Source organism: Nocardia flavorosea (genome assembly GCF_015477805.1).
GTDB classification, from domain to species: domain Bacteria; phylum Actinomycetota; class Actinomycetes; order Mycobacteriales; family Mycobacteriaceae; genus Nocardia; species Nocardia flavorosea_A.
In genome coordinates, this window is record NZ_JADLQL010000004.1 from 368,292 (window position 1) to 391,171 (window position 22,880).

14 protein-coding genes and 1 pseudogene are annotated in these 22,880 nt (G+C 65.8%); 1 reads left to right on the forward strand and 14 read right to left on the reverse strand.

The features are described from left to right. Positions 1-83 precede the first annotated feature (83 nt). From eccCa to IU448_RS20335, 4 genes are all read right to left on the reverse strand, one after another. Positions 84-4,100: a type VII secretion protein EccCa gene (gene eccCa, locus IU448_RS20320; RefSeq protein WP_195057233.1), complete on the reverse strand. Its 4,017-nt coding sequence runs from the start codon at positions 4,098-4,100 to the stop codon at positions 84-86. Further along, positions 4,097-5,638 carry a type VII secretion protein EccB gene (gene eccB / locus IU448_RS20325; protein ID WP_324188649.1) on the reverse strand — a complete coding sequence of 514 codons (1,542 nt, stop codon included), beginning with the start codon at positions 5,636-5,638 and terminating at the stop codon, positions 4,097-4,099. Before eccB ends, eccCa begins: the two co-directional genes overlap by 4 nt. 128 nt (positions 5,639-5,766) lie before the next feature. Next, positions 5,767-7,461 carry a type VII secretion AAA-ATPase EccA gene (eccA, locus tag IU448_RS20330; RefSeq protein WP_280459265.1) on the reverse strand — a complete coding sequence of 565 codons (1,695 nt, stop codon included), beginning with the start codon at positions 7,459-7,461 and terminating at the stop codon, positions 5,767-5,769. 412 nt (positions 7,462-7,873) lie between these two features. Beyond that, positions 7,874-8,821: a C40 family peptidase gene (locus IU448_RS20335; RefSeq protein ID WP_195057236.1), complete on the reverse strand. Its 948-nt coding sequence runs from the start codon at positions 8,819-8,821 to the stop codon at positions 7,874-7,876. Between the two features lie 198 nt (positions 8,822-9,019). Here IU448_RS20335 and IU448_RS20340 point away from each other — a divergent pair, with 198 nt between their 5' ends. Beyond that, entirely contained in the window at positions 9,020-10,180 is a 1,161-nt protein-coding gene (locus tag IU448_RS20340; RefSeq protein WP_195057237.1) for a hypothetical protein, read from the forward strand. 734 nt (positions 10,181-10,914) lie between these two features. On the opposite strand, the gene IU448_RS20345 is transcribed toward IU448_RS20340, so the two are convergent. The 10 genes and pseudogenes from IU448_RS20345 to IU448_RS20385 all read right to left on the reverse strand — a co-directional run bounded on the left by IU448_RS20345 (position 10,915) and on the right by IU448_RS20385 (position 22,848). Further along, positions 10,915-13,176 carry a hypothetical protein gene (locus IU448_RS20345; RefSeq protein ID WP_195057238.1) on the reverse strand — a complete coding sequence of 754 codons (2,262 nt, stop codon included), beginning with the start codon at positions 13,174-13,176 and terminating at the stop codon, positions 10,915-10,917. Next, entirely contained in the window at positions 13,176-14,282 is a 1,107-nt protein-coding gene (locus tag IU448_RS29050) for a DUF5632 domain-containing protein (protein ID WP_228813660.1), read from the reverse strand. The genes IU448_RS20345 and IU448_RS29050 overlap by 1 nt, the downstream gene beginning before the upstream one ends. A gap of 588 nt (positions 14,283-14,870) precedes the next feature. Next, a pseudogene (locus IU448_RS29775) lies at positions 14,871-15,149 on the reverse strand (type VII secretion target); the annotation flags it as partial. Between the two features lie 6 nt (positions 15,150-15,155). Beyond that, the gene (locus tag IU448_RS20355; protein WP_195057240.1) at positions 15,156-15,569 is read right to left on the reverse strand and encodes a hypothetical protein; all 414 of its coding nucleotides are present in this window, start codon (positions 15,567-15,569) and stop codon (positions 15,156-15,158) included. Continuing rightward, the gene (locus IU448_RS20360; RefSeq protein ID WP_195057241.1) at positions 15,566-16,468 is read right to left on the reverse strand and encodes a hypothetical protein; all 903 of its coding nucleotides are present in this window, start codon (positions 16,466-16,468) and stop codon (positions 15,566-15,568) included. Before IU448_RS20360 ends, IU448_RS20355 begins: the two co-directional genes overlap by 4 nt. A 160-nt stretch (positions 16,469-16,628) precedes the next feature. Next, positions 16,629-17,660, reverse strand: coding sequence for a hypothetical protein (locus IU448_RS20365; RefSeq protein ID WP_195057242.1), 1,032 nt, complete (start codon positions 17,658-17,660; stop codon positions 16,629-16,631). A gap of 22 nt (positions 17,661-17,682) precedes the next feature. Continuing rightward, a complete protein-coding gene (locus tag IU448_RS20370; RefSeq protein ID WP_195057243.1) occupies positions 17,683-19,602 on the reverse strand; it encodes a type VII secretion target in 1,920 nt (639 codons plus the stop codon). A 90-nt stretch (positions 19,603-19,692) separates the two neighbouring features. After that, positions 19,693-22,140 carry a hypothetical protein gene (locus IU448_RS20375; protein ID WP_195057244.1) on the reverse strand — a complete coding sequence of 816 codons (2,448 nt, stop codon included), beginning with the start codon at positions 22,138-22,140 and terminating at the stop codon, positions 19,693-19,695. Between the two features lie 11 nt (positions 22,141-22,151). Then, positions 22,152-22,457: a hypothetical protein gene (locus IU448_RS20380; protein WP_195057245.1), complete on the reverse strand. Its 306-nt coding sequence runs from the start codon at positions 22,455-22,457 to the stop codon at positions 22,152-22,154. 31 nt (positions 22,458-22,488) lie between these two features. Continuing rightward, entirely contained in the window at positions 22,489-22,848 is a 360-nt protein-coding gene (locus tag IU448_RS20385) for a hypothetical protein (RefSeq protein WP_195057246.1), read from the reverse strand. Positions 22,849-22,880: the final 32 nt, after the last annotated feature.

The following is a 22,880-nucleotide window of genomic DNA, read 5'->3' on the forward strand; positions in this document are numbered from 1 at the left end:
CGCTGCCCACTCATCAGTTCGAGCAGTTTCATATTGAACGCTAAGCTATTCCCACCTTTGGGCACGCCACAGTGGAATTCGTTTCATTCCGGTGTCCACGCCGCCTGGATCAGATCCTTCGACGAGCTCAGCGGCTCGACGAAGATGCCGCGGCCGACCGGTTGTTTGGTGGCCTTCACATCACCGATGAGCATTCCGTCCAGCCGCGAACCGTCCATGATCACGCCGGAACTGTTCAGGTTCTTCACCTGTCCGAGAACACTGTCGTACATCGCCGAATCCGCCTGTGCGATATTGCGGGACGCGATGATGTGCAGACCGGTGTCCCGGCCGTCGACGATCAGGTCCTTGATCGGATCCAGCGGATTGAGCTGCCCGCGCGGAGCGACCATATGGTAGTCGTCGATCACCACGAAGATCTCCGGCCCACTCCACCAGGAACGTTCCCGCAACTGCTGCGCCGTGACCCCGGCCGGCGGCCGGCGGCCCCGCATCTTCGCGGCGAACGCGGGCAGGCCCTCGGCCAGATCCCGGGCGCTGGTGAGATAGCCGATCAGCTGTTCGGGCGGGACTATATCCATATGCCGGCGCCGGTAGTCGACCAGCAGAACTCGCGCCTCCTCGGGAGTGAAACGCAGCGTGATCGACTCCAGTAGCGCGGAAACCAGGGTGGATTTCCCACAGCCGCTGGAGCCGAGCACAACCAGGTGCGGAGAAAGACCGAAGTCCATCACCGCGGGCGCGAGATCGCTTTCGCGTACTCCGAATGGCACCCGCAGCTTCTCCGCCAGATTCGTCGGGGCCGGAACATGTTCCAGGATCCGGGCGAGGGAAACCTGGCCGGGAAGCAGCCGGACTTCCGGTGCACGACGTTCCCCGTAGGTCCGGCGCAGTTGTTCTATCACCGTCGCCAGTCCCGTACCCGCCGTCTCGGGGTCGGGGTCGCCGTCGGCGCGCGGCAACGCGGTCAGCATATGCAGGGCCTCACTGGATACGCATCGTCCCGGCCGGTTCGGCGGAATCGAGGCCACGACATTGCGGTGCCCGCTGAACGCGGTATCGGTCAGATCACCCAGCCGCATTTCCAGGCGGGTTTGGAGCATATCCTTCACAGCCGGACGGATCGCCGCCCACCGCGAACTCGCGACCACGAGATGGACGCCGTAGTTGAGACCCTGGACCGCAATGGCTTCCAGCGTAGGCATGTACTCGTCGTAGAAGGGGCCGTTCACCGCGAAGCCGATATCCCAGCCGTCGACCACCAGGAAGACGTCGCCGTGCGCATCCCCGCGTCTCGCCAGGTCGGCCGCGCCTTCCGCAGTGAGCCGACGGCGGCGGAACTCGCGCATCGTATCGATCCCGACATCGTCGAACAGGGTCTGCCGCGCCGCGATCAGATTCTTCACCAGCGCGAATGTCCGGCGGATGCGATCGACGTCGCGCGCGGAGGCGACCGCACCCACATGTGGCATATTCCGCAGCGCGGACAGGCCACCGGTGAAGTCGATGCAATAGAACTGGACCTGCTCCGGAGTATGGGTCAGCGCCGCTGCCGTGACCAGGGTCTGCAACGCCGTCGACTTTCCGGATTGCGGGCCACCCACCACCGCGACATGCCCACCGGCAGCCGACAGGTCCACCGCCCAGACGTCCTGTCGCTGCTGACGCGGCTTGTCGACGATGGCCCACGGCAGATGTAGCGCCCCCTGTTCCACGGCCGGAACGAGACGGTCCAGCGTCGCCGGCACTCCGAGCGGCGGCAGCCACATCTTGTGTGCGGGGCGACCGTGCCGGGCGAACTGCGTCAGCGCGGTTTCCATAACGGTCACGGCGTCATTCTCCGACTCCGGTTCCCGGGTCTCGGGAACCGCTTCGACCACCGGCTGCGCGGGCCGGATATCGGCGATGAATTCGGAGGTGAACCGTTGCGGCGGGCGATAACCGCCACCGGGACGCCGGGCACGCTGGGCACTCACCGCCGAGGTCTGCGCCGGCGGTGAGTACGGGCCACCGACATACGCCGCTTGGAAGCGCTGGAGGTCACCGGCCCCCACCCGCAGATAGCCCGAGCCCGGCTTCTTGGGCAGGTGGTAGGCGTCGGCCGTGCCGATCGCGTCGCGGGAGTCGCTGGTCTGATTGGTACGCAGGGCAATACGGTAGGACAGGTGCGCTTCCAGCTCACCCATCCGGTTCGCCGGAACCTTCTGTGACGACAGCAGCAGATGGATACGGAGCGAGCGGCCCAACCGGCCGATGGCGACGAACAGTTTCGAAAAGCTCGGATGCTGTTCCAGCAGTTCGGCGAACTCGTCCAGAATGATCAGCAGCGTGGGCAGCGGTTCGAGTTGAGCCCCCTGCTCACGGGCCCGTTCGTAGTCGGCGACGCTGGCCAGATTGCCTGCGTCGCGCAGAATCCGCTGGCGACGCGCCATCTCGCCGTTGATGACGTCTTCCATACGAGTGACGAGATCGGCTTCCTCTTCCATATTGGTGACGACAGCGGTCACATGGGACAGCCGATCGAAGCCGAGGAATGTCGCACCACCTTTGAAGTCGACCAGCAGCAGATTGAGCTGATCCGGTGAATGGTGGGCGATGGCGGACAACACCAGGGTGCGCAGGAATTCCGATTTGCCCGACCCGGTGGCGCCGATACACATTCCGTGCGGGCCCATACCTTCTTCGGCGGATTCCTTGATATCGAGGTGGACGACCTGGCCGGTCGGATCGTGGCCGAACGGGATATTGAGCCGGCTGCGATCGGTATCGCGCCGGCGCGGCCATTGCAGATCGACACGGATATTGCCGGGGTCGGCGATACCGACCATTTCTTCCCAGGAGGTTCCGGCGCTTGCCTGCTCGGCGGCGACCGCCTCGACGACGGTCGAGAGCCGGAACGGGGACAGTTGGCGGACGAGCGCCGCTGTCTCGGGCAGCGACTGGGTGTCGGCCCGGCCCACCAAGCGGGTTCCCCGCGTCGTTATCTCGTTCAGCGTCCGGTCCGCGGCGACGGTGAATCGCAGCGACCGCGGCAACGCTTGCTCCATCGGGCCGATCCGCAACCAGGTGCAGCCGTCGATCCCGGAGATATCACGTTCGGTGGCCGAACCGCCCACATCGACGATGAGGATGTAGTGCTTCTTGTCCAACGACGGCTCCGCGTTGGCGGAGAAAGGGCCCCGGTTGAGCCGGGCCAGTGCCTTCGTCCGCAATTCGGCGACACTGCGGTACACCATTCGCACCGTGCCGATGGCATCGTTGTCCTCGGGATGCTGGGTATGCGGCAACCATTTCAGCCACGACCAGCGGGGTGCGTCCGGTTCTGCCAACACCGCGGCTATCCCTACCTGATCCGGTCCGTGCAGGACCGCTATCTCGGCGATCATCGCCCGGACCAGTCCCGCCACATTGTCGGGGTCGCCGTCGATCCCCACCAGTGGTGTGGAGAGCAGATTGATCGCCACCGGCATCCCGCCCACCGTGGAGTACGCCTTGGCGAAACGCGTCACCTCGACCACGCCCACGGGGTCGAGGTCCGAGGTGGGGGCCGCCTCCGGGACGATCACCCGCACCTGGTTCGCGATCCGGCCGCGGCCGATCCGCACCCGCAGGTACTGCGGGCTGGCGACCTGGACCTCCCACATCCGTTTGCCGCCGATAAGCCGGCCGAGCCCGATCGGCCCGGGATGGGTGTACTTCAGGTATTCGTGCAGTTCGGCTTCGGCCTCGTGCACCGTTTTCCGATTCTCGGTGATACTGCGCAGGTAATCCTTGCGCTCCTCGTTGAGGCCCGCCGAAGTTCCGGTCGCGTTGCCGCCGCCGCCACCCAGGCCACCGCCCAGCATGCCGAACATGGAGACGACCATCATCAGCGGGAAGAACAGCATCATCGGCGACATCGTGCGGCCGCTGCTGAACATCATCGCGACCATGCCGATCATGGCGGTGACCATGATGATCGGCAGGATGATCTTGAACTTCGACATCGGGACCGGCCGCGGCAACTCCGTGGGCGGCTGCAACCGGAGCTCGGTCACCGCGGGCGCGGCGGGACCGCGAACCGCGCGGGCCGGCCGGACGTAACGGCGAGTCGCGCTCACGAGGTACCTCCACTGATTCGGGCCCCCAGCAGGTTCGGCGGAATGCCGTCGTGCTGGATGAGCGCGTCCTTCACCGATAACGTCGGCCCTACGGCGAAGAGTGAAACCACCGACCACGGCGCCCGCACCGGCTGCTTGAATCCGAGGGCGCGCAAAGTCTGGTCGGAACCGGCTTCCGCACCGTTCTCGATCGCGACCCCGTAACGCACCCCGCTGTCGGAAATCCAGAACAGCGACTCCCGCAGCGGCGATCCGGGTTCTGCCCCCGTCACCTGCACGAACTTGCCCGTATCCCGCGGCAGATACGCCGAATCGGCGGTATTGCCCCGAGACGCCGGCGCCGTGACCAGGTCGACCGTTCGCGACTGTTCTTCCTTCGCCAAGGGCAGCTGCCTGCCGATCAGCAGCCGGGTGTGCGCATCGGGATCATTACCGGTACGCGACCAGTGATAGCACGTGATACCCATCCGCACCGGGTCCATGATCTGCACCGGTTCGGTGGGATAGGTCCCGGTACCCGGCCAATCACCGGGCCGCAGATTCGCCGCCGCGATATCCGGGCCGATGGTGGTCGTCGCGACCGCCCCGTGCGAATCGGCGTTGCGCACGATCGAGGCCAGCACCGGCGAGACGCGAACCAGCCCGGAACTGGAGACGAGATAGTAGGTGGCCGGCCGATCCGGTATGGCGACCGTGACCACCGAACCCACCACCACATCGATAACCGAATTCAACGAGATCGTCTGCCCCGCCCCGGGCACCTCCGGAACCCGGATGGGCGCGACCTCGGGAATCGCACCGATCAGCCCTTTCGACGCGGCGACCACCTGATCGGAGGTGTCGATGCCCAGCGCCAGCATCACCGGCGAATCGGCCAGATTGATCTCGGCCTTCACCACGCCCTGCGCGGGGTCGTTGTAAACCAGCCAGGTCGTGTTGTCCATCCGCATCAACCGCGCATCGCGACCGGTCAGCTCCCGCACCGCGTCGCCGTCGACAGTGAGCGGACCGCCGATCGCGGTGGAATGCACCGCGGACCGCGCCAGTGTCGGCAAACCCGTATTCGGGTTCACCGGCGCGGCGGCACCGGTACGCGCGGTATCGCATATCGTCCACTCGGAATCCCGTTCGGCGGAATCCACGATCTGCCCTGGAGCCCCCGGAATACCGACCCAGGGACCGCGCGGGAACTTGCCGATCTCCGCGGCGGGCACCTCCTGGGGATTCGCCGGCGACCCCACGATGAGCCGGGCCGAGGTCAGATTCAGTGCCGGATGCAGGCGTTCACCGATCCGCACGTACAAGGCACCCGTGTCCTTGTCCGCGACGATCCGCGAGTCTCCCACCGGCTTGGACGGTTTGAAGAACGCCAGCACCGCCGCCCCGGCCACACAGACACAAGCGAGCACCACACCGACGAGCAGGGCCGTCGAGCGGCCACGCTGCGGGTCGTCGATCATGGACGCGTCTCGGCGCACCAGCGCGTGTTCGATGCGGTGCAGCATGAAACGCCAGCCCGATACCTGGTGCTTGGTCACCACCCGGAAACGTGCCACCGGTAGCTGTCCCTTCCGCCGATATCGGCCACAAACCAGCGGGAAACGCCTGTCCCCTGGACAGAATCACTCCCGCCGAACGCATCGGCGCGTTCGGCGGGAGCGTGAATCTATTTCGCGGCCGGGGCCAGCCCCGCGAGTGCCGCGGTGATATCGAAGGCATCCACCGTCATCAATTCCTCATTGGTCAACGAGGCGATATCGACCTGACCGCGCGTGAACCGGAAGTCCCGTTCGGCCTCGGCCGCCTCCACCACATTGCGTACGAACCGTCCGTTGCCGGCCAGATCGATCAACCGGCGGCCGTTGCGGCTCTGCTGTGACATTTCGAGACAGCGGTCGCGCAGCACTTCGCGCGCCTGATCGGAAAGCAGCGAGTCTTTTTTCCCCGCGATATGGTCGGCGATCTGCACCAGTTCGTCCGGGCCGTAACTGGGGAACCGGATACGTTTGGTGAAACGGGAGGACAGGCCGTCGTTCGAGGCGAGGAACCGATCGATCTCCTCTTCGTACCCGGCGATGATGACCACCAGTTTGTCGCGGTCGTTCTCCATCCGGGCCAGCAGGGTGTCGACCGCTTCTTTACCGAACGCGTCACCGCCCGAGAGACCTTCCTGGATCAGGGTGTAGGCCTCGTCGATGAACAGCACGCCGCCGAGTGCGGAATCGATCAGCGCATTGGTTTTCGGCGCGGTATGCCCGAGGTGGGTACCGACCATATCGTTGCGGGATGCTTCGATGACATCGGCGTTCTCGACCACGCCCAGGCCCGCGAAGATCTTGGCGATCACCCGCGCGATCGTGGTTTTACCCGTACCGGGCGGACCGGAGAAGATGAGGTGATTGGACCGCGAATCCACAGCGAGGCCGCGCTTGGCCCGGACCTGGTCCATCAGCACACCGGATTTGAGCCGGTCCACCTGCTCTTTCACCGAATCCATACCGATCTGGGCCTGCAGCAGATCGGAGGCTTCGGACAGCAGGGCGTCGCGTTCCTCCTTGGCGGCATTCGCGGCCACTTCGGCGGGATCGTCGCCGGATTTGGGGTCCCACCGATCGGTCCGGGAGGCGATCACCGCGGGGGTGGTGATCTCCAGCCGGAAGTTCTTGTCCCGGACCGCCTGCTGCCATTGCGGCCGGTCGGGCCACAGGCCCGAACCCTGCAACCCTTTGAGGATCTTGTCCGCCGAATCCAGGTCACCGTTGTGCCGCAGGACCATTCCGAGTAGATAGTGGGCGTCGGCCCAGATATAGGACAGATTCCCCGAACGACTGTCCTCGACAATGCGCTGGGCCCGCGGCAACGCTTCCCCGAAACGACCGAGGTGCGCCATGGCGCTCGCGGTCATGAGTTCTGCTGCGATATCGAGCAGCCCGTCCTCGATCACCGGTTTTGCCGTACGGGCGTCGATGACATCGGGCCAGCGGCCGGTCCGGTAGTGCAGGGACATCCGGACGAAATCCGCGACATCCTCCCCGCGCAGTTCGTCCAGTATCGATGCGGCTTCCTGCCATTCGCCGCTGTCGGCGTAGGCCGCCGCCTGCGCGATGGAGATCTGATCCCGGTCCGCCATGGCGACCCGGAGGCCGTACATGCCGATTTCCACCTGGCACCACAACGCCCGATCGACCAGACCGGCCCGCTGCTGGTCGCGGTACAGATTGTGCACCGAGCGATAGGCGCCGTAGATCACTTCGGAGCTGACATCACCGGCCATGGCCCGGCCGAGCCAGGCATCACACATATCCGGATCGAGGTTCGTCGCGGCGGTGAAAGCTGCCAGAGCACTCTGCTCGTTCCGCACTCCACCGGCGACCAACCCCAAACTTTGAACGCCCGTGTAGAACGCGTCTTCGGCCCCTGACACCTCGGACTTCCCTTCCGCCGCTCCTAGCTGAAATGCACGATAAGGCAGCGTAGGCATGCACCCTCGGGAAAAACTCCCCAAAATTGGGAATGCTTACGCATACCCCCGTCGAACATAAGAGAAAGCTAATACTTACCGTCATTGAACGGCTCGTTATTCCATGGTACCTTATCGGTAGATCGTCGGTCCCTCATCCCTGACGATCTACCGAAGAAGGCGGCCGGTGGAAGCAGCGACCCACCGGCCGCCCTTATTCCCCACGGCCGACGGCGGGGCACACCGGAGCCGGCGTGGCTCGCCGGAATTCCGGGTGATCAGCAACCGGTTCCCGCCCCGTCCGGTCGCCCGCCTACATGACGCGGATGATCACCGCACTGCTGGGCATCTGCGAATATTTCACCGTCGACCCGGAATACGGCGCCTCGATCACCATCCCGTTGCCGGCTGCCAACTGCACATGCTCCGGCCCTCGCGAACTGAACGAACCGGCCGGGAACACCAGATCACCCGGTCGCACATCCCGCGGATGCACACGTTCGCCGGCGTAGATCTGCTCGTAGGTGGTGCGCGGCAGCACGACTTCCCCGTTGGTGGCCTGGGCCACCGCGTACTGCGTGAGCCCCGAACAATCGAAACCGCCCCCCGACGGGCCGCCGGAACCACCACCGCCCCAGACATACGGTGTGCCCAGCCATTCATGTGCCGCCCCCACAGCGCGCCCACCGGCCGTGCGGTCGGACGGCACCCGGACCCGCGGCTTGCGGGACCGGCCCATGACATACCGGGGACGACGACGGCGACGACGACGGACCGGCTCGGTCCGGTGCGCCCGCGCCCGCGGTGCGACCGGCGGCATGATCCGGGAAGCCTGCTGACGCGCGGCATCCACATCCGCGTTCACCTGGCGGGTGGCGCTGGTGATCGTACTGTGCGCCGATTCCAGCAGTGCCGGGCCGCTGAACCGCGTATCGGCGATAGCGGCTATCGCCTGGAACCTGGTTTGCAGATCAGCGATCTGATTGCTCAGCGCACCGCGGCCGGTCAGCGTCGCACCGCCCGAATCCGCCACCGCGCGGTGCACGATCCCCTCCCGGCCGGTCTGCAATTCGACCAGAGATTTGTGCGCTGTCTGCAAATTCGTATAGCCGGACGCGAAACCACCTGTCGATTGCAAACTCATATCCGCGGCCATCGATTGCGCCAGCGACGCCATGGCCCGCTCCGACGGCTGCCCGTCCCCGTAAAGACCCAGCAAGTTCTTCAGCACACTGTTCACATCATCGGTCAGCATGGGCATTCGCCCGCCCTGCTCTCGCTCACGACCGACCACCTCCCGCTCCCCGGACTCGCCATCCTTGCAGCCCGGCCGCCACTCCCCTGCGCGGGCTGCTTCGACTATGCGGCAGCACGCCCCGACACTACGCGCGGTTCATTCCCAATTTCGGGAAGGCAAGACAATGACTTGCAGGAAGTCCGAGGAAGGTGGTGTCCGCGCATGGCGACTCAGGCCGATACCGATCGCCGGCCGGGCTCCCCCGACCCCGAACTGCGGCGTCCGCCGCCCCCCGGCGACGATCGTCATCCGCCCGCGCCCGAGCCGGAAAAAGAACCCGCACCCGGCCCGCCCGAGCCGAAGAAAGCCCGGGTAGAGGAAAAGCCATCCGACGACGGTGGCGGCAAGAACGACGACAAAGAAGACGGCGACAAAGGCGAGGGCACCGACAAACCGGGAGACAAGGACAGTCCGCCCGCACAGACCGTCAGCACCACCGACAAGAACGACGAGTTCGGTGACAAGGGCAGTGAAGGCAAGTACTGGGAAGTCGATCTGGTACGGCCACCCGGAGCATCCGAGGCACTGATCTCCTACCTCGCCATGGCCGAGGCCGCCATCCAGACCGCGGTCGACCTGCTCGGCCGCGGTATGCCCACACCACCCCCGGAGGTCGGCGATCTGCTGAGCAAGGTCACGCGCGAAACCCTGGGCAAAGGGAAAGCCGAAGAGGCGTACCAGGACACCCTCACCAAGGTCGACGCCAAACAGACCTCGCTACTCGTCATGGACAACCAGGTGATCGATACATCGATCGTCATGGCCGCCGAACAGGACCGGACCCTGAAGACGATCATCGATATCGTCGAGCGTTTGAACGGGGTACTCACCAAGGTCGGCAGCGCGAAGCTGAAACCGCCCATGGAGATGCAACTGCTGGAGTTGACCGCCACCGCGGTGGATCTCGTCTACGACAAGGTCATCGCGGTTTCCGACCTCAGCTCCGAAATGGCGGGCGACGGTGGTGAAGGGTCCGGCGGCAACGGCAAACCGTCCACCGGCGGGGGCGGAGCCGGCGGCGCGGCCGGCGGCGCGGGTGCGGCAGGCGCCATGGGCGGGCTCGGCTCCATGCTGCCCATGCTCGCCATGCTGCCGATGTCGCTCATGCCGCTGGCCACCCAGTTACTGCCCGAACTACTCGATCCGGAGAAGAAAGAGGGCGAGGAAGGCGAGCAGTCGGCCACCGACGAGGCAGCACCGGAACCCATCGACCCGACCGCACCGCCGGACGGTGCCACGGCGCCGAACGACCATCCCGCGCCCGCCGGCCCGAACGGCAACGAACAAGCACCGCAGGAAGCTTCCCCACAGGCCCAGGCCTGATCGCCGGCCCACAGCCGCGTCCCGTTCGCCCGGGCGCTGCCGCGCGGATGAAAGTCCGTGCCATCCGGCCGGCAAGACGCCATGGCCGTCCACTACCTCGCCCGCTACGGCCGCCACTCCACCGGCACGCGATGCGATAACCACCTGCGCGGCACGGATCGCGACCACGACGCCACGCCTGGGCCCCGGCGAACACGACGAACTGCTCGACCCGTGCCGCCCCTCGACGCGCGGCGAGCGCGCATCCGAACTACACCCGCGCGGGCAGCAGCGGGTCGGTACGAACGCCCGGGCTGCCGAGCCGGTACGGCCGACCTGCAATGACGGACGCCGAATCCCCTCGACCGCAGATCGGCAAACCTCGCGGGCGCTGGTACCGCAGGTAGGTAGCACCGGCCAGGAAGTCGGCGGCAGCGCAGACCACTGCTTTCGGCCTGCCCGCAAGGAGGGAGGCGAACCGTCGCGCGTTCCGGCCGGCGCGCAGCACTCGACGTCATTCCACGGTATTCGCCGTCGAAACCAACGCCGGCGCCGCACCCCGATTGTTCGTCCGGCGATCGGCGCGACAGCCGTCATACAGTGTCACGCTCGCAGCCGATCCCGGCTTCCTGCTGCACAAGCACTCGGAGCGGTGGCTGAGCATTCGGCTCGATTGCACCGTCGCCGCCCGGCTGGATCGCCCTCCAGCGCACCGATCAGTTGCCGCACAACTCCGTAATCCGTCGTCCTACAGATCAGCGGACCTCCATGGTGGCCGGCGGCGGCACCGCGGGCGGTGCGGCGGCCGCGGCCGGCGGCGCGGCGGTGGCTATCGCCGGTGGCTCCGGTGGGGTTGCGCCCACGGCGGTTTCGTTCGTTCCGCTGATATCGGCTCCACTCGGATGGAAGAACCCACGGAACTCGCCGTAACCGCCCTGCCCGCCGTCCGGTGGGTTGTGCGGGTCGAGCGGCACCATTTGCCCGTTGACAATGGCCTGCAAACCGGAATCGGTGACCACGACGAGCGCGGACCGGTTCTCCCACTGCGCGATATCGCCGGTGGCGACCGCGGAACTTTCCACCGAAACCCACGGGCTACCAGCCGTCGCTTCGCCGGGCGTGCCCTGATACGCCGCCCGGGCGTCGCTACCGTTCGGGTTGTTCAGCTCCCGGTTGATCGCCTCGGACACCACCGACGACACCCGCTGCGAACTCCCGTCCGGCAGCTTCATATCGACCATGGACTTCGGTGTATCCGGCGCCGGGGGTGCGGGCGGCGTATCCGTCTGGACGGGCGGCGCGGTGGTACCCGGCGGCGGCGCAGCCGGCGCGGCCGGCGCCGGGCCGGCATTCGGCGCAGGAGCCGACTGAGGCTCTTCGTCCTCGCGCTCGCGCTCTTCCCGATCCCGCTCGGCAGCCTCGTCCTGCTTCTGCTGCTGCATGGCCTGCTGCATCATCTGCGACATCATGCCCATCATCATCATCGGCATCATGACGCCCATACCGCCGTCGCCGGCCGGCGCACCGGCCGCGGTTGCACCGGTCGCGCCGGAACCGGTGATCGCATCGCGAATGGGTTGCAGCACTTGCTCCAGCGCAGACCCACCCTTACCGTCCTTGCCGTCCTTACCGGTTTCGTTTCCGGTGCCGTCGGCAGGGTCTTCCTTACCGAGCAGGTCGTCGAAGGTCTTGCTGAAGTCCTGTGTCTCTTCTGCGCCTGGAGTTTTCGCTCCTGGGGTCGTGGCTCCCGGTGTGGTCGGGCCGGGTGTCGTCGGGCCGGGGGTGGTCGGGCCGGGAGTGGTCGGGCCGGGGTTCTCTTTACGACCGGCTTCCAGTCCGGCTTTGTAGCCGTCGTCGTAAGTACCCTTACCGTCCTTGTCTTCGTCGCCCCCTTTGTCGTCGTCGATCATATGCGCTCCCCGCTGCATACGTTCGAGCGCAGCCCTGTACTTCTTATCCCAGTCCTCGGCAGCTTGATCGATATGTTGGACGTAGAAGTGCCACTCGGCCTCGGGAGTAAGATAATAGAATTGTTCCTCCCCTTCCTTGCTCGGATCATCCTCCCCTTTGAATCCGCGTTCCGCAGTCATCGCGTCGCCCTGCACGTTCTTCCGGTAGAGCACGCGCTCGCCGTTCGCCCCATTCACCGGCATGTTCGTATACCCGCCGGGCTTGTCGTCCTCCTTGTTGGGATCATAGTTCTCGATGTCCCCGGTCAAGATGATGCGATTGTCATCTCTTTTTTCGTACCCCACCGCTGCAAGATCCAGCTTCAGACGGTCATTGTTCAGCCCGTCCTTGATATTCAGAAGCTGTTTCCAGAGCTCGTCTTTGAAAACCTTCGTTTCCCACGTATGAATTTCCACATCTTTATGCTTCTGCGTATACTCCGTGGCGCGTTCGTCGAGTTCACCTTTCTTTTGAGCATGTTGATTGATTACGTTCGACCAGCCGTCCGCAGATTCGATATCCGAGCCGGCAAGCATATTGGTGAAACCGAACTTCAACCATGATTCCGGGTCACCGGAGCCCAGGGATTTCAGCCCCTCCTGCATCGCGAATTGGGTATCTTCCACCAGTTCCGTGAGCATGGGAGTCGCACCCCGGGGTATGTGTAAGCTGACAAGCCCGTTGCCGTCCTTGTCTACGAGATACTCACCCTCCCCTAGCGGCGCCTGTCCACCGGCACCGTTGGCGAAATCATCGTTTTCGACCTTCTTTTCCTCTGTTTGCAATTTCTGTACATATTTTTCTCTGTCTTCTCCATTCTTCAGTGCATTATAGATCTCACGGTACTCATCGGTGGTGTGCAGATTTCGGTCCCCACCGTCCGCACTGTTCAAAAGCTCATTTCGGGTCTCCTCGGGAAGCCTTTCGAAAAAGGCATTGAATTCAGTCGAGTTCAATTCCTTGATTTTATCGAGGTGCTCATCGACTTTATCGTTGTCGATATCATTCCAGCCGGTATCATCGTGCTCTTTTTCGATTTCATCGGCAAGCGTGACTCCAGCACCCATTACGTACTCCTCTGCAGTTCGGAACCTTTCGGCCCGACATCTTCGACGATTGTTGACTCGATGCGGGGCGGAGCGGCCACGGCAGGTTGGGCGGATACTGAATTACCTCGGCGAACATCGGAAACTTCTGACACGCGGGATTCCACCGGGACAGTAGCTTCTTCCGACGGAAACCCAGGATGCTCGGTTATCTGTCCGTATGCATAGAATACTTCGCGAAGCAGTCGCTGATCGGGTTCCCCAGCCGCGAGCAGCATCAACAGTTCGTCCGCGCGCCGTTCGAAGAACATGCGGCGCACGATCTCCGTTCCAGGAATCTCGGTGCGGGTACCGATCGGCAAATGCGACACATCTACGCGTCGCGAGCGTTGTGCAGCGGCCATCATGGCATCGGTCGCACGCATATCGTCTACCCAGGCCGGTGACACCACACCGCCGGCCCGCAAAGTATCGAGAATAGTCCGGCGCTGCGCGCGGTGCTCTACTGTTTGCTGGTCCGTATCGCGAAGAACATCGCATACCCGGTCGTGTGCCGCACTGGCCAGTGCCATACAAGTTTCCCGTATATCCGATTCCGCGACTGCTGACAGCCTCCGATGCAAGGCTTCCGAACCGGCCAACTCGAACCTGTCGACCAGTCCAGGTGCGGGCGTGGTGAGGTCGATAACGGGCTCGGCGGCCGATATCTCCCCCTCAATGACCGCTCGATCCCCAAGAGCCGCGCGTACGTTGTCGGGGACGACAGCCGAAGACGCCAAAGCGCTGACCCTGAATCTGCTCTTCCCGGGAATAACCGCGCTCAACTCACCGAAGACCCGAGCCGGGTCGACAATCCCCTCCGAGGCCACGAGTGCATCCTGCACAGAGGGGCCGAAGACGCCTGCCCATTTCGAAGGAACAGTTACCTCCGCCGGAAGGAACAGCCCCGAAGGCAGCCAGCCCAAACCTTCGGTGGAGGACACGACGACGATCTGCCCGGCACGGGCTCTCAACACACCAACCGCCCACCCCAGCCCAGGTTCCGAATCTGCGACAGCCGCCAGGATGGACGAGAGAAGAGAGCGAGCGAGCATGAGATCATCGTCGGCATTCGCGCCGACAACCAATTGTGGTGCACCCCGAGTCCCGCGACCCGCCACCGCAAGGGGTCCGCTCGCCAAGGGCATGGGCCGACGGCGTACCGATCCTGCCGGAGCAGGCCGGGGATCGTCGATGAGGGGGCGCACGGATGTCGGGACCGCGCTGCCCGGCACGGGTGGAGGCACAGATCCTGCGCCGGCCCCGGCGGAGGCGACAGACGAAGCAGGGCCGACAGGCGCGGCAGTGTCTGCGTGCGGCACAGCCGGTGCCGACCCGGATGTGCCGGGCGGCGCGGTCGCCTCGAGCTGGGGCGACCCGGAACTGTTCCGTGGTGGTGGCACCGAAATCGGCACCCTGGATGCACTGGAATATCCCGTGCTTTGCGGGGCTGCGGGCACCGCAGAGACCGGCCCGGTCGACGAAACGGCCCGACTGCCGTTCTCCGTCGGAGCAGTCGAACTCTGGGTCCCACCAGCCGACCCCATCGGTGGTACAGGAGCGGGGATGCCTGACTGCATCATGGGCGGAGCAACGTCGGTACCAGTTGCCGGTGAACCTCCGCTACGCGGAGTTACGCCCTCGAAGTCGCCGGCTCCAGTGACGATTCCCCCCGAGTTCCGGTCCGCCTCCTCCATGGCTTGCGCTGCAAGTAGCAGATTATCTCGCGTGCGCTCATGGTTCTCCGCCTGGCGTTCGGCCCGGTCGTAGCGCCGCCGATAGTAGTCTTTGAGCGCTCCCCACACCGGATCGGCGATAGTTCCGAACGTTCGCTGGAAATCGTTGAGCCAGTCCCAGGGAATCTCACCCCACTTGCGGACATGCTCGGCGGCCGCCGCGTGTTGTTCCGCTATTCTGCGCAGCTCATCCGGCTCGAGATGCAGGTAGTTGGGCATGCCCCGTCAGTCCTTCCCGCCACCTATCTCCTGCTCATTGTTCTTCGTTCCCACTGTTGGGGATGTGGCAGCCGAATCGAGCGCAGCGCGACGTTCTGCCATCACCTGGGCCAACGGCCGCGTGGCACTCCGGTCGCTCATCACGGTGTAGTACTGGTGCCGGGCGTCCCGGGCGCTCTCAGTAATGGCGGCCATGATGTCGGCCACCAGTTCGTCGTTGTCGAGCCGAGCACAGGTTCCGGGCGCAAAGTACAGATCGCGTAACCGGCCGAACGCGTCGACCTCGGGTATTACCAATCCGCTGGGCGACGGGCGGCGCGCAACGATATTCTCGACCTTGTCCCGGAGATCGGCGATCCGATGTCGTAGCTCACGCGTCGCGTCGCGGGCAATTACGACATCGGGATGGATCTCTCTCATAGTTCCTCATTCCTGTTCGAGTCGATAGCCGCCGTCACCTCCAGCAAGGCGATCACCGACATCGCAGTACTGAAGAGTCGGCGGTCGTCGACGAATGTCTCAGTGGGCACGTCAACATCCCACCGGTCCGGGACCAGCAGTCCTGGCGAGGCGGTCCAGCCACCGTCGGCGAGTTGATTGGCCAGCAGTCCACGGCAGAGTAGGGAAACAGCCTCGGGCGCTCCCAACCGAAACGCACACAGCAGGCTTTGAGACATATCGAACGATGACCCGCCGCCGCGTTCGACGCGATCGAGCGAGGCTTGCAAACGTCTCTGTTCCGCAGAAGCGATCCGATCGGGTATCCCACCGGTACGCGCCAGGAACGTCAGGTTCTGTGCCGACACATAGGCCTTCGAATCCCACCAGAAACGAAGCCATACCCCGTGATCTCGGTAGCGGGACAGAATTCGTGAGCGGATACGTGCCGCTCGGTCGTCATCGCCGAGGGCAAGCAGCGCCGAACCGGCCATGGGAGCCACTTCATCGTGTTCATCCGCCCAGTACCCGTGCGCACGGGGCGACGGGAAGGTACGGACTCCGCCCAACGATGTGAGATAACGGTCGAAGAGCGGACTCGGTCCCGGATCGATATCGCGCATGACGAGGAATCGAACCACCCATGATGTCGAGTCGGCATCGCACGCGGTCTTGGTGTTGTATCCCCAGCCGCTGCGTCGCCGCGTATCTTTCAGTACGACAGCCGCTCTGTCGACAGCGGCGTTGCAATCGCCACCGGAGACACCGGCTTTGTAGGCCGTACTCACCGCAACGCCTACGCAGGCGGTCATCCAGGATTCGGATCTTCCGGGAACCAGTTCATAATCCCGCCAGTGCCCGTCCGGATCCTGTTGTTCCACGAGGAAGTTGCAGGCCGCTGCTATCGCCTTGGACAGGTCCGCCGGCGCAATGCTGTGTACTGTGTTCATTCTCCACCGCCTGTTTCGCCGCCGTCGGTGTCACTTCCGACCACATGGGCTGTGCAATGCCATGACGCTCAACGCTGCATCGGGAACGGCGCTAGCCCGGTCGCGATGTGGGCGTGCCATAGACGTTGAGCTTGATGGTGCCCGAACCGGCCCCAGCGCTGAGTCCAGCAGCCGTGTACCGCCAAGTCCCGCCGAGTGACTCGGCGGTGCGAGCAAGCGCGTCAACTGCTGCGCTCGTGCCGTGGTGTCGTTTCGCCAGCTGTCTCACTACCGGTGTGAGATCGTCACGTCGCCCGGCCACCAAGTGGAGGCCGAGCACAGATTCACCGGATCGCCGGGCACAGCATACGAAGAATCGGTAACGGTACAGTTCGGCCGACTCGATGCCGCAGCGAGCGAACTCGGACAGCGCTTCCCACACCGATTCCCCGAAAACGCGAGCAAGCCGCATCGGCACCGCGGCATCACGTCTTGCGGTGCGCAGATAGATTTTGTGGTTGATTTCACCGTATGCGTCGATCTCGAGCGCCGCGCCGGCCGGTACAAAGAGGTTTTCGTCGTCCGCCATGGCTGCCAGACCGGCGAATCCCGGTACTCGGCGACGTAAACTTTCCAGCGCGCCCGGCACGGCATTGAGGCCAGCGTAAACCTTCACACGCGCCACATACTGGGGATCGGCCGCGTGATGCACTATTCCCAGCCAGGTAGGCGAGCGATGCTGCCGCGTGACATCCGCGGTATCGGGATACAGCGTCGATACGAACGACCGCAACATTTTCGCCGAGGTTTCATCGCCGTTCGGCAACCAGGTGACGAGATCGTCGATGGCATCCAACTGGAAGGCAAGTCTTTTACCGAATTCCGTTTCCTGCGTAGCTGCTTCGGTGACGTACCGGATCGCCGGCGAAAATGTTCCGCCACCCCCGGTCACACTGACCTCGAATGGGACACCCGAGGCAGTAAGAGTGCTGGCACGGCGACCGTCCGGACCATGGGCAGCCAATTGCCCACCGCAGGCACGGTCCAGTACCGCGCGGATCGTGCCATGGTCTTCCGGCAGACCCAGTTTTGTGGCGACTTCGGCCAAGTAAGCACCAGCGAACTGAGCCGTATCCGTGGTCACGGCTGCTCCGGTAGGCCCGCAGTCATGCCGGTCCACTGCCGTCGGGCCTCGTCGACAGCGGGGCCATAACGCCCGACGGCGGGCCGGAAGTGATCACCGGCGCAGACACCGCGTTGTCGGGTGCAGAGACCGTTCCCGAGGCCACGGGCGCGTCGATCCGCTCCTCGGTCCCCACCGAAACCGGTGCCGGGGCAGCAGTGAATGCGGGATGCTGCACAACTTGTTCGTGTGCGTAGACCGCGTCGCGCAGCACCTGCCGGCTGTCGTCCTCCTGTTCCAGCGCGAGGAGCAGTTCGTTGCAGCGGCGTTCCCAGGCCAGGGTGCGCAGGATGGCGGCTTCGTCGTCGACGCGGAGGTCACCGAGGCTCACCCGGCCGACGTCCACTCGGCGGGAGATCATGGCCGCCGCGATCAGGTCGTCGGCGTCACGCAATTCCGACCACCACTCCCGCGGGACCTCGCCGCCGTCCTGCAGCCGGGCCAGTATCCGATCGCGGACGCTGCGGACGCCGACACTTTCCGCGGGAGCCGCGACCGACCGGACCAGTTGGGTTTGGGCGTCGACAGCGAGTTCCAGGCAGCGGGCCCGGACCTGGGCGTCGGGCAGGGCCGCAACGGCTTCGATTGCCGGGACCGAGCCGGTGAGTCCGAGCCGGTCGACCGTGTCGGGGGTGAACACGCGTAGATCGACGTCGTAGGACGGGCCGACCATCCCTTCCATGGGGACGTCGGCGAGATGCGCGCGCAGGCCAGGGTCGATGGGTCCCGAAGACACCAGCGCGGCGAGTGTCGCGTTGGCTTTCCCGCCCCAGGCCAAACCGAATTCCACCAGGATGCGGGCAGGATCGGAGACGCCTTCCCACGGGGAACCGGGCGAATCCTCGGTACGCAGCAGCTCGTCCCAGAGCCAGGGGGTCGATACCTCGCGGGGCAGATACAGACCCGCGGGCAGCCATCCGCGACCCTCGTTGGAGGTGATGAAGATTCCGGCGCCCGCGGGGCCGCGCATCACCGAAACCGCCCAGGCCGTGCCCACGGAGGATTCCACGGCCGCGAGAACGGCGCCGAGAAGCGTGCGGGCGATGATCAGATCCTCGCTGACCTCCTCGGCGACCACGTAATCGGGTTCGGCGGCACGATCTTTCGCGGCGTTGACCGCGGAGCCGAACGGTGTCGTGGCCGCCGGCATCGGCATCCCGTCGCCGGCCGCGGTGGCCGCCCGGCCTGCCGGCCGGTCGTCGCCCGCACCGGGGACGCCCAGGGAACCCCCGGGCAAACCGCCCGCGCCAACGGGGGGCAAGCCGCCCACCGGCGCCGTGGTGCCGGGCGGCGCAGTGGCCGCCGCGGCCGCCGCGGCGGATGGGGCGGCCGGTGAGGTCGTATTGTTCGCGCCCGACGTGTCCGCGGCGGAGCCGAGCGGGGCGGTCGGCGCGCCGGCCCCGTTCGCGGCGGTCGGCTGAGCCGATCCGGAACCCGGTGCGACACCCGCCGGCGTGGCACCGTCGGGTACGGCTGTGCCGTCGAGGCCGGGGGCCCGCGAGCCGAGGGTGTTGTCACCCGGTGCGCCGACGGGCTGATTCATGGTGGTACTCACCGGCGTGTTCGGAACCGGCCCGGGAGTATCGGTGAACTCGTCTCCGCCCCGGCTGATATCCGTCGCGCCGCTCTGGTCTGCCAGTTCATAGGAGTCGGCGGATGCGCGCAGGTTTGCGGCGGTCTGCTCGTGTTCGCGGGCCAGGGCTTCCCCGGCGCGCTGCCGGGCGTCGTAGTACTTCTCCAGCGCGACCTTCACCGGATTGGCGATCTTGCCGTAGGTGGGTTCGAAGTTGGCGAGCCATTCGTACGGTGGTCTGGCCCATTCGCGGGTGTCTCTGGCGACCTGATCGTGCTGGTTGGCAAGCTGGCGCAGTACCGCAGGTTCGATTTCCAGCCGCTCCGGCATGCTCCATCAATCCTTTCCCGCCACCGTCTCCCCTTATTGTCAAGGCTTCCCAAACGAGGGAAGCCGGTGACGAGCGCGTCGGATATGCCGTCACCGCGGACCGTGCGCGGAGATCACCGTGGAAGCCGGGGCGGGTTCCACGGTGGGGCGCCCGAATTGTGGATGGGCAAGGATCTGCGCGTGGGCGTATACGGCGTCTCGAAGGGTCTGGCGGGTCACCTCTTCCGCCAGCAGCAGCACGAGCTCGTTGCAGCGGCGCTGGAATACCAGGTCACGCAGTACGGCTGTCGCGGATCCGCCTGCGCTGTCGGCGCTGTCCGGACGTAGTTCGCCCACCCCGATCTGACGCACATCGAGCCGATGCGAAATCGCCGTGGCCGCGAGCAGATCGTCGGCGTCCTGTAGCTCTTCCCACCAACCGGCCGGAAATTCCCTGCCCTTCCTGATCGCCCGCAGGATCCGGAGCCGGATCTCCGGTGCGCCGACCGATTCCATCGCGTCCGTCCCCACATCCGCCACGCGGAGATGAGCATCGACCGCCAACTGGAGACAGCGCAATGCGACAGAGCCGTCCGTGACCTTGGCCGCCCGGTCGATCAACCGCTGCGATCCGGTGATCCCGAGCCGGTCCAGAGTGCTGTCCGAGGGTGTGGCGAGATCCATCTGAGTGGACGCCGGCACCGACCCCGCGGTCGCGGTATCGCCCAGCTGCCGCCGCAATTCGGGGTCGAACGGCTGCGATGATACGAGCGCCGAAAGTTTGGCGCCGGATTTCTGCCCCCAGGCCAGCGCGAACTCGGCGAGTATCCGGGCGGGGTCGGCCACCCCTTCCCAGCCCGAGTTCTCCGCCACCGACCACAGCCACGGCGTGGACACCTCGCGCGGCAGATACAGATGTGTGGGCAGCCAGCCGCGACCTTCGTTGGAAGTGACGAAAGCGCTGACTCCGCTCTGGTGCCGCATCACCGAAACCGCCCAGTCCACGCCGACCAGCCACGAGTCCACGGCCGCGCGAATACCGCCGAGCAGCGTCCGGGCCAGGGCGAGATCGCCGTCCACCCGCTCGCCGAGCACGAAAGTCGGTGCGGCCGATGCGGCGATCATCGCGCCGACCGCGTCCTTGACGAGATCGGCACCGTCCTTTCCTTTCTCCGCATCTCGGCCCGGTGTGGCCGGTGTGCCCTCGCGGGCGGGTGCCGCGGGTTTCCCGGTAGCGGGCGCTGAAATTCCCGACGAGCCGGCGCCCGGTGCGACCGGCGCCTTGGCGGCCGCCGCCGGAAACACGCGGGGCGCCTCCGCGGGCGGGCCGGAAGCCCGGGACGCCTGTGCCGCCGGCGCGGTCGCAGCGGAGCCGCCGGCGCCCGCGACGGGACCGATGAGTTGCGGCAGGATCGGCGTCGGCGCGGTGGGCGATTCGGAGTTCCCGGGCTCGGTTCGCGTGGGCGTGGATCTGCCGATCACCGGCCCCGCGTCCTCGACCGAACTGCCGGCAGCGTCCGCAGGGGTCTCACCGGTGTCGTCACCGTCTCGGCCGGTCCGGCTCTCCGCGTCGGCCCCGTCCCCACTCGCGGAGGACGACGACGGACCCTGCCGGCCCGGTTCCGAATCACCTGAATACGCGACCGGGCGGGCCGGTCCACCGACTCCCGGATCGGTATCGCCGGCATACACCGCCGGTGGGGTGACCGGCCCGGCGGGCGGCACGGCGGCGATCACGGGCCGCTGCGGGCCGGTCGGTGAAACTTCCGCAACCCGGCCGGGAGTCTCCGCGGGATCGGTCCCGCCCGGGGTGTCGGAGACCGGAGAGAGATCGCCGGCCGGTGGGAAGTCCGGGATCTCGTTGTGTCCCGGAGCCGGGAGCACCGGAGTGACCACCGGCAGCACCGGCGCGTCGCCGGTTTCCGGCCCGGGCGGCCCGGGCGGGCCGTCCGGGTTCACCGGTGGACTGTCCCGCTGTGGCGGGGCGGGCGGGACTCCGGTCTTCCAGGGGCCGGGCTGCCCCAGGGCTTCGGCGATATCGTCGAGCGACGGCAGTCCCTGCGGGCCCACCGCTGCCAGCGCGGCGTCGACGATATCGACCACATCGGCGCGTGCCTGGGTAACTATGCGTTCGGTGGTCGCCGCATCGGTGTCGGCTTCGGCTTGGTCGCCTGTTTCGCCGTCGTCGTTGTTGTCGCCGTGGGTTTCGCGTTGAATCCGGTCGGTCGCGGCGGCGACTACGTCCAGGATCTGATTACGGGTCCGCCGGGTCAGTTCCGCGAAATCGCCGAAGGTGTCGGCCGCCGCGTACAGCGCGTCGGCAAAGGCTTGCGGCTTGTGCCGCATTGCGGCCATCGCATCGCGAACCGGCTCCAGGGATTCGGCGGACCGGACGGAATCGTCGAAACCCCGTGCGGCGGCCCCGGCGTTGCCGGTGTTCAACGCGGCGGCACCGTCCCGGGCCGATGTCTCCAGCGCATTCCATGCGGCAGGCGGGATTTCCGGCCAGTCGTCGCCGACGATCCGGTCCCAGTACGGACTCTGCTGCTCGGGGTGCACCGGTTCCGCGCTCAGACTTCGGCGCGACGCACGACGACGCTACCGTCGATATCGGCGTTTGCGAGCACCGTCGCTCCGAGCACCGTCGCATCCAGCGTGGTCCGGGCCTGCCCCTCGGTGTCGCGCACAGCGTTCTCGAACGTTCCCTGTACCCAGGTCAGCTTCTCCACCAGTGCCCGGTCGAGGGGCGAGCCGGCCTTGCTGTGCACGACCATATCGTCGACGATGCGTCCGACATCGCCTGTGGTCGAGGTGATCTCCGTGGTGAACCTGCCACCGGCCGCGATCACATCGTCGGGGTCGTCCGTATCGATCATTGCGATTCCTGTCGTCGGCCGGCCGGGCCCCTCAGTGCGCCCGGGTCCCGAAGGTCTCGTTCTCCAGCGCCCGATACGCCGCCTCGGTCGGCAAACCGAAGGAGTCGATGGTGTAGGGGCGGGTGCCCTTGGCCTCCATCTCGCGGCGCAGTCCGACCCGGGACTGCATATGGGCCAGTTTGGCGAGGGCGACGATTTCGGCCGCGAGCCACACATCGCCGTTCTCGCGGGCCTCGTCGGTGATGTGCATACCCACCACTTCGCCGTCCCGGTCGCAGGCGACGCCGACCGTGCCTTCGGGATTGAAGACCTCGTAGATCGTTTTCCGGGGAGCGGCGGGAACATCCGCTTCTTCCGGATCGAGTTCGTAGTCGTCGTAGGTATCGGTCATCGTATGGTCTCCACAGTCTGCCGGCCGGGCCC

Coding starts and splice junctions, on each gene's coding strand:
- IU448_RS20335 (WP_195057236.1), bottom strand. CDS start 8,821: ATGCCCATGCTGACCGATGATGTGAACAGTGTGCTGAAGAACTTGCTG.
- IU448_RS20340 (WP_195057237.1), top strand. CDS start 9,020: ATGGCGACTCAGGCCGATACCGATCGCCGGCCGGGCTCCCCCGACCCC.
- IU448_RS20345 (WP_195057238.1), bottom strand. CDS start 13,176: ATGGGTGCTGGAGTCACGCTTGCCGATGAAATCGAAAAAGAGCACGAT.
- IU448_RS20355 (WP_195057240.1), bottom strand. CDS start 15,569: ATGAGAGAGATCCATCCCGATGTCGTAATTGCCCGCGACGCGACGCGT.
- IU448_RS20370 (WP_195057243.1), bottom strand. CDS start 19,602: ATGCCGGAGCGGCTGGAAATCGAACCTGCGGTACTGCGCCAGCTTGCC.
- IU448_RS20380 (WP_195057245.1), bottom strand. CDS start 22,457: ATGATCGATACGGACGACCCCGACGATGTGATCGCGGCCGGTGGCAGG.
- IU448_RS20385 (WP_195057246.1), bottom strand. CDS start 22,848: ATGACCGATACCTACGACGACTACGAACTCGATCCGGAAGAAGCGGAT.